Genomic DNA, 9,139 nt, shown 5'->3' on the forward strand with positions numbered 1-9,139 from the left:
TTTGTAGTTTTTCTAAGTAAAAACTCGTATTCTATAAATAAGAGAATATTTGAGTTAAAACTATGAGCAAGCAGAAAACCCCCTATAGAAACCCAAAAAACCAATACATCTCTTTATTTTGTTCGTTGATACTATTTTTTAGTATTTTAACCCCAGTAAGCGCTTACTATCTAGCTAATGCTCAATCTCCCATTAGTCAAAATAGCGCTAGTAAACAACCGAAAAGACGGAATGTAACAGAGGGTTATAGAAAACGTACAAATGCTAAAAAGATTACAAGTCAAACAACAATTACTGCAAAACGTGGTTCTGGTTCTTGTGAAAAGAGGAATTCACAAATACAGTTAACAACTTTAGCACCTAAGAATTATTTAGGTCTAATAACATCAGAAAATCCTACTTTAGCTTGGTATATACCTGACTCAGGAACTTACCCAATCAGAATTTTTGTATATCGTAATGAAGAAAAAAATCCGTTTTACTCAACAAGTATGGGTGAAATACTAAGCAAGAAAGGAATTAATGAGTATACATTACCCAAAACTCTTAAATTATCCTACAACGAAAAGTATACTTGGCGAGTAAAAATTTACTGTAATTTATCTGATATTTCAGACTCATATCAAGACGAATCTAAATTCACATTAGATGAGCTATCACCTGAATTAAAAAGTACAATTAAATCACGTAGTAATTCATTAGATAAAGCAAAAATTTATGCAAGTGATGGTATATGGTATGATGCATTTATGCAAACTTTGCGCGTGCAACAAGATAAATCAACACGAGATTATCAACGATTGTTACTTAGTACATTAATAGAAGAAGATGCCAATGAAGATGCCAATGAAAATGCCAATAAAGAGTTACAGCAGCGATTACAAGGAATAATTAATGAGTTAGAAAAGTCTTAGCAAATAATATTTTATCTTGCATCTCGAACAGAAACCGAGCTTCTTATTAGAAATTCGGTTTCTTAGGAGTAACTTTTATTGCCAATTGCCTACTAGTACAAACGGCGCCCAAAAATAGGGATGTTGATATTTAGGATTTTTAATTAGTGCCATTTGAGCTTTTTGTAATGCTACTGCTTTGGTTAATTCAGGGTTTTTCCAACCTTGATAAAAAGTTTGAACTAACTCTGATGTGCTTGTATCATCAATTGACCATAATGACGCTAGGATACTTTTTGCTCCTGCTTGTATGGCAACTCCTGCCAATCCTAATGATTCTCCGACAGCAGTATTGCAAGCAGTAAGAGTAAGTAAATCAATTCTATTTTGTTTTGTTGTAGTATTGCGAATTATTCTATCTAGTTGGTTAATAGTAAAATTTTCATTGTCCCACGTAACTAAAAACGTATCTTTTGGCTCTATACCAAACTTTCCATGAGTAGCAATATGAATTACAGAATATATTTGCCTACTTAATTCTTGTTTAATATTTTCACGTGTGAATTTTTCGTTTTTAACTTGTGTACTATTTGGAATAGCATCTAATTCTGTTTGTACATTTTCTAACTTTGGAAATGGTTTTTTTTCAACAGTTAAGCCTAATGCTAATACTTGCAAGTTTTTTCGTTCAAAGTTCTTATCATCTGTTAGCAAGAGAGTGGGTGTGGTTGCTATGGCATATTTTTCAACTAAAAAATTATTTCCATCATGCAAAGCTGCCATTGGTACACTCTGAAAAATTTCGTCTTGCACAAATACAAGTGTATTTATAGGTGGTGTTAAGCTTTGCTCAAAGTCGCGGATAATCTCATTATAAAGAAGCTGTGCTGGTTTAAGGTATTTAGTTTCTGCATCTTCTTTTAACCCAGTGCTATATTCAATTACTTGTTGCTGAATAGTTTCTCTGTCCCTCAAATTAATTTTTGATTCTCCATTAGGTAAAGTTAGAATAATTGCGATTTTATCTTCTAAGATAATCGAACTAAAAATAGCCGTTTTTTTATCGCTAGTCAAAGATAATATTTTATTTTTAAAACTATTTTGTTTATCCTTTGGGTTTTCATTAGGAATAGTAATTATACAATCGCTACCAAAATAATTCTGTAATTCTGCTATTTTGAACGAGTCGATTGTCTCTAACGCAGCTAGCAAGTTTTGATTGTTTAATTTATTTTCTTTTTTTCCAGCTTCTACATTTAAATGTAGTGCTATTAATTCACGATAAATAGGTTCAATTTCATTTTTAAAGTCAAATTGAAAGTTGCGATTTTCACTTAATATGTCTTGGCGAACTTTTTCTAGAGTGTTTTTAGAATTTTGATAAGCAATAATCGCTTCGTTTATTTTATCTTGCTGTTTTAAAATTCTTGCTGCTTGCCATTCCCAAAGAAATAAGCTATCTTTTGCTGCTAAGTTTTGTTCTATTACTTCTCTAGCTTGTTGAGTATATGCTAACGCTGCATCATATTTATTATTGCACTCAAATAATTTACCCAATTTGCCAAGTGCAAAAGATTCAGCACGACTGTCTTTAATTTTATGGGCAATTTTTGCAGCTTCCTTGAGTAGTGTTTGAGCTTCATTAAAATTTTCAGGAGAGTTGTTTAATGTTTGCGAACATCTATTAAGATTTAATGGTACACCTTTATTATCTACTGTTGGCTGCAATTTGTCTGCAAAATCAATATATGTATAAACTATTTGGCTATTTTTAGGTAAAGAATGTAATAATTTTCTAGCTTGTGTCAGTGCTTGCTTTGCTTGTTCAGCTTGCTTTGTACGGTAATATATAGGAATTTCACTAAGTAAAACTTTGACTTTTGCGGATTTTTCACCTATTTCTTGAGCAATATTATAGCTGTCTTTAAATTTATTTAATGCATTTGTATCATCTATTGTCGCTTCTTGCCTTTTTTTTTCTGATTCACGTTTATTGTTTTGTAAATTGGGTTTTAAATTAGGAAAATTGTAAGATTCTTGCTTTTCGAGAAAAAAAGCACGACGATATCTTAATGATGCACGGTTAGAATAAATATTACCTAAGCTATTCAGTATAGAAATTTCATAATTTTTATTATTAATGTTTTTGTTTTTTTCTTTAATTTTATTAAGACTGTCTTCAAGACGTTGTATTGCCCGACATTTTCCTTCTTCTTCGCAACCTTCAAATAACTGATAAGCATCTCCTAAACTACCCAATGCAGCGACTTCTCCCTCAATATCTACGTTCTGTTGGGCAATTTTAACAGATGTACCAGTCTGACATTCATTACTCTCATTAGGATTACACAAAAGCTCTATCGCCTTTTTGGGTTGCCCGTAACTAGTGTATACCTGCGCTAGTTCGGTGAGTGAGTGCCCAACTTTTGCTGCATCTCCTAATTGATTATGCAACTGTACTACATTTTCCCAGTGTTTTATTGCGTTTTCTGTTTGCCCAACTTGTTGGTATGCTCTGGCTAAGTTTTCTATAATGATTGCTTTATTTCGAGGGTTACGATTATTTTTTTCTATATCTAAAGCTTTGTTCCAATCTTCAATTGCATCAAGGTATTGGTCTGCTTGATATTTCTCTACACCTTCTTGTACCCATTGACTTGATGTACTGTTTTGTGCATTTGTAGCTTTACCAATCTGAATTTGAACAGTATTAGATGTGATATTACCTAACCACAAACAAACTACAAGGCTAATGCAGCAAAGGGATACCAGTAATTGACGCTTGCGAAATAGGTGTTTCATTGGCTGATTTTAAAGGTTTTTAAACAAAAACAAGACTAAGGGAGGATTTTAAATTCATATATAGACAAAACCATACCACTATTAGGGTGATATATGAATGTAGTATAGATTACTTTTACACGGAAACATTCTCATGGTATTTTTAAAGACATATTGATTATCACTCTCGGTTCGTCTTGTTTGGATAGGTATACTCAAAACAGGATAAAACTTTACTTTTAAAGCGAACGAAAATCTTAATAGATGCTTCGTTCCTCAGCATGACAGGAGTCAAAGTTTTACCTGTTTCCAGTATATACACAGGCGCCCGGAGCGTAAATCGATTGTTCCGAAACATTGAACTTATTAATACCAAGGGAGACTCGAAGTGAAAAATGTTGGTTTGGGCAGTATCATTTGGCGTTTGAGTACATCTCTTTTACTTGGATGCATAAGTGCTTTTACTACATCTATCAGTCCAAGTTTTGCCCAAAGCAACATTGTACCTGACGAAACTTTGGGAACAGAGTCTTCGAGAGTCATTTTCAACTTTAACGGCGCCACAAACGATGCGATAATAGGAGGCGCCGAACGTGGACAGAATTTGTTTCACAGTCTCAGAGAGCTTAACATCAGCGAAAGTAGGGGAGCTTATTTTCTGACTCCCAATGCCAATATCCAAAATATTTTTGCACGGGTAACAGGGAGTAACCCTTCACAAATCTTTGGAACTCTGGGTGTACGTCAAGCTTTGGACTTCACACCTTCCACAGCAAATCTGTATTTGATGAATCCGAATGGAATTTTGTTCGGACTAAATGCGAGGTTAGATGTAGGTGGTTCGTTTTTAGCAACAACGGCAAATGGAATTCAGTTTGGCGAACGCGGAGTATACAATGCGAATGGTGGTCAACCTGCTGATGTGCTGACTATCAATCCTTCAGCTTTCTTATTCAATCAAATATCCAAGGGTAATATTACCAATCGTTCAGTTGCATCTGCGGGACAAAATCTAATTGGTGAGGATATCACAGGGTTGCGCGTACCGGATGGTAAGAGTTTGTTACTTTTAGGTGGCGATGTCAATATAGAAGGTGGTGGACTGCGCGCTTATAACGGAAGAATAGAGCTTGGGAGTTTAGCGGCGCCTGGTATTGTAGGGTTTAATGTAGCTAGCGATAGTTTGAGTTTTAACATTCCTGAAGGTGTGGAACGGGGTAATATATCGCTCACTAATGGGGCAGAAATCAATGTTCGTGGTTCTGGTGGTGGAGATATTGCTTTTACTGCCAAGGATGTAAATGTTAGTGAGGTTAGTATAGTTAGAGCGGGTATTGATAAGAAGTTGGGTAGTCTCACGAGTAAGTCGGGTGACATACAGATAAACGCGACGGGAACGGTAACTTTAACTGATGTGAATTCTCGTATTAGTAATGTTTTGGATGAGGAAGCTTTAGGTAAAAGCGGTAATGTAAATATCATTACAGATTCATTGATTGTAAGTAATGATGCAAGTTTGAGTACAAGTACTTTTGGTATAGGAGATGCAGGAAATATATCTATTTTTGCATCTGATAAAGTACTTGTAAATGATGGCTTTATTGGTAGTAGTGTACAATCGAGGGCAAGAGGAAATGGAGGTAACATAAGCGTTATAGCTAATTTGCTTTCTATAACTGATGGAAGTCTCTTAGATGTCAGCACTTTTGGAAATGGTAATGCTGGCAATATATTACTCAAAGTGAATGATGCTATCTCTCTGACTGGTGATTCTAGTTTAGATAGTAATGTAGAAGCTGGCGCCGTAGGAAATGGTGGTAATATCAATCTTGAAGCTGGTAATAATATATCTATATTAGGTGCAAGCATCTTTAGTAGTGTAGAAGGTGATGCTGTAGAAAATGGTGGTAGTATTAATCTTAAAGCTGGTTCTACTATTTCTTTAGCAGATACAAGCATATTTGGCAACGTGGAAGCAGGCGCAGTAGGAAATGGGGGTAATATAAATATTGAGGCAGGTTCACTATCAATTACTGATGGTACGCAAATTCAAACATTAGTTCGGCGCCAAAATGATGGAAAAGCTGCCGGAAAAGGTAATGCTGGAAATGTTAATGTAAACGTCCGTGGAGCAATTAATATTTCCGGCACCAAAGATGGCATACCTAGCGGTATTCGTAGTGTATTAGGTCGTGGGGCAGAAGGACGTGGAGGCAATATTACAATCACTTCTAGCTCTTTGTCTTTAGCAGATCAAGCACAACTTAATTCCGGTACATTTGGTCAAGGAAATGCTGGTAATATTTCTATTCAAGTTAAAGATTTTGTCTCTTTAGATAATAGTAATATATTTAGTGATGCAAATGAAGGGTCTGTTGGTAATGGTGGTAATATTAATATTGCATCGGCTTCTCTTTCTTTAACTAATAACTCTCAAATATTGACGGGATTAGTTGGAAAAAGTGCTGATTTACCTGGTGGTAAAGGAAATGGAGGTGATGTCAATATTAACGTCCGTGATGCTGTTAATATCTCAGGAAATAGAGATACATTTCCTAGCACAATTTCTACTAAGTTAGGTGTAGGAGCAGAAGGACGTAGCGGAAATATTACTATTAATGCTGGTTCATTCTCGTTATTGGATACTGCAACAATAGATACAGCTACTCAAGGAATAGGAAATGCTGGTAACTTATTGATACAAGCAAAAGATTTAGTCAATTTTGACAATGTTAATATTTCCAGTATAGTTGAAGCTGGTGGAGTTGGTAATGGTGGCAATATTAAAATTGAAGCTGGTTCTCTTTCTTTAACTAATAGCGCTCTATTATCAACAGGTGTAAGCGCAAAAACAGATTTACCTGCTGGTCGGGGTAATGGTGGTAATGTAGATATCAACGTTAGGGACAAAATTATTTTTGCGAGACCGCTATCTGGTAGCAACGGTATTATTACCGGAGTAGAATCTGGTGTCGAGGGTAATGCTGGTAATGTTACTATTAATACTGGTTCGCTTGAAGTTAGTGATGGTTCAGAGATTCAGTCTATTACAAGTGGAATAGGAAATTCAGGAAATATAACTATTAATGCTCGCGATTTTATTAGCTTTGATAGTAGCAAGAATAATAATGGAAATCCTAGTCGTATTGTTAATGCTGTTCAAGCTGGAGCAAAAGGCAATGCAGGGAGCATTAATATTACCACTGGTTCTTTGAATATGATTAATGGAGCATTAATTGGTGGCTCAACTTTTGGAAATGGGAATGCTGGTAATATTTTAATCCAAGCAAATAAGTCTATTTCTTTTACTAGCAGTAATATCTTTGCTAATGTTTGGGCTGGAGCAATAGGTAATGCTGGGAATGTAAGTATTCAAGCTGGCTCTTTAATATTTAAAGATGGTGCGAAAATTATAACTTCATTACAGCCAAAGGATGATAATCGTTCAGGAGGAATTGGGAATGCTGGTAACGTAAATATTAATGTTAATGGGGCGATAGTTTTTGCTGGTATTAAAGATGCAAGTTCTATAGGAATTGATGGTTCTAGTGGTGTTGATAATTTTGTTGGTTTAGGAGCAACAGGTAATGCAGGAAATATAACAATTAAAGCAGATTCGTTTTCTTTGCTAGATGGCGCCCAAATGAATGCTAGCACTGGTGGAGAAGGCAATGCTGGAGACATCAGCTTAACTGCGAGAAAATCAGACATAAGTAATAATTCTTCTTTCCTAAATACAACTATTGGACGTGGGAATGCTGGTAGTATTTTCATCCAACTATCTGAGGATATATCACTTGATAGTAGTAATATTGTAAGTGGTGTAATAGGTGGTGTGGGAGATAGTGGAGATATAGATATTACTGCTAGAAATGTAACAGCAAAAAATTCCTCTGTAGTTACTGGTGTTTCTAGTGCTAACCAAATTGGAAATATTTCTTTACCTCCAGGTAAAGGTCAAGGTGGAGATATTCGCATTAATGCTTCAGATTCCATCATTTTTTCTGGTTATAGTGCAAATGGTTTTTCGACTGGAATCGGAAGCTTGACTGAGACAGGTGCATCAGGAGCAGCAGGAAATATTAGCCTTACTAGTTCAAATATTCGCATTGCTGATGGAGCAATTGTATCTGCAGCTACTTCAAATCAGGATAAAGGTGGTGATATCACTATCAATGCCAATATTTTTGAACTTTTCAACGGCGCCCAAGTTTTTACAACTACTTTTGGCAGTGGAAACGCAGGTAATATTCTCCTCAATGTCAAAGACCGTATCACCATATCAGGAAGCGACCCAACTTTTAACCAGCGCGTCGCTTTAGTACAAGAAAATTTCAGAAAAACAGGCGCCGGAGATGAGAAAATAAATGAAGCTTTGAATAATAACGGCGCCGCTAGTGGATTATTCGCCAATACGGCGCCTGGTTCTATAGGTAATGGTGGTAGCATTATTATTGACCCTCGTGAATTTACTATCTCTGACGGTGGACGCATCTCAGTTAATAGCGAAGGTGCGGGAACGGCTGGTAGTATTTCTATTAAAGGTGGAAATCTCACTCTCGATAAAGCTTCAATTACTGCTCGTTCTGCCAGTCGTGATGGTGGTAATATCAAATTTGCTCTTAGTGATAAGTTTGTATTAAGACGTAATAGCGAAATTTCTACAACTGCGGGAACAGCAGGCACCGGGGGAGACGGTGGTAACATCGATATTAATGCCAGATTTGTTGTAGCGATTCCCAAAGAAAACAGTAATATCAACGCTAATGCTTTTGAAGGAAATGGTGGCAGAGTCCAAATTAATACTCAAGGTATATTTGGAATTGGTTTTAGTCCTCAAGAAACAAAATTGAGTGATATCACAGTCAGTTCTCAATTTGGTGTTTCTGGTACTGCTGATATTGATTCTCCTAATAATAGTTTTATTCCCAATAATCTGACAGAGTTAAATAAAGCTACAATCGATACTAATGCGATTATTGCTACTAGTTGTATTGCTAGAGATAAAAAAAGCGGTACATTTTATTTCAAAGGTTCTGGTGGTTTAAGCGCGCGTCCTGGTAATGCTCCACTCAGTACCTATTCAACAGGAAGTGTTAGTAATCTACCAGAACAAGAATTATCCACGCAACAACGGCGCCCTTGGAAAAAAGGTGACAGCATAGTTGAGCCACAAGGAATGTATCAACTACCAAATGGAAAAATTTTCATGGGTAATAAGTGTTCTGAAACTTAACCCCTAACCCCTTGCTTACGAGGATACAGAGGCGCGATTCGGGGGTGGCGCCCATTATTTCATGGAAACAGGCGTGTAGAGACGACCGATATGTAAGGATTTGGCGAAATGTTTTAGCAAAATTCGCTCCGGTTGCTACTCGCGTGCCGTCTTGGACAACAACGCGTTTCGTTTAAACTTTTTCTAAGCGAGTGAGCCATTCGGACATCTCACTTGGCTGTTGCCAGTT

3 protein-coding genes are annotated in these 9,139 nt (G+C 36.2%); 2 read left to right on the forward strand and 1 reads right to left on the reverse strand.

Annotated elements, in window-relative coordinates; translation table 11 throughout:
• Window positions 1-62: 62 nt before the first annotated feature.
• Window positions 63-914: a DUF928 domain-containing protein gene (locus tag DSM106972_RS36825; RefSeq protein WP_127085341.1), complete on the forward strand. Its 852-nt coding sequence runs from the start codon at window positions 63-65 to the stop codon at window positions 912-914.
• A 75-nt stretch (window positions 915-989) separates the two neighbouring features.
• Here the strand turns inward: DSM106972_RS36825 and DSM106972_RS36830 are convergent, their stop codons facing one another.
• Window positions 990-3,695: a CHAT domain-containing protein gene (locus DSM106972_RS36830; RefSeq protein WP_127085342.1), complete on the reverse strand. Its 2,706-nt coding sequence runs from the start codon at window positions 3,693-3,695 to the stop codon at window positions 990-992.
• A gap of 367 nt (window positions 3,696-4,062) precedes the next feature.
• Here DSM106972_RS36830 and DSM106972_RS36835 point away from each other — a divergent pair, with 367 nt between their 5' ends.
• Window positions 4,063-8,910: a beta strand repeat-containing protein gene (locus DSM106972_RS36835; protein ID WP_127085343.1), complete on the forward strand. Its 4,848-nt coding sequence runs from the start codon at window positions 4,063-4,065 to the stop codon at window positions 8,908-8,910.
• Window positions 8,911-9,139 lie beyond the last annotated feature (229 nt).

Origin of the sequence: Dulcicalothrix desertica PCC 7102, assembly GCF_003991905.1 — a bacterium.
GTDB classification, from domain to species: Bacteria; Cyanobacteriota; Cyanobacteriia; order Cyanobacteriales; family Nostocaceae; genus Dulcicalothrix; species Dulcicalothrix desertica.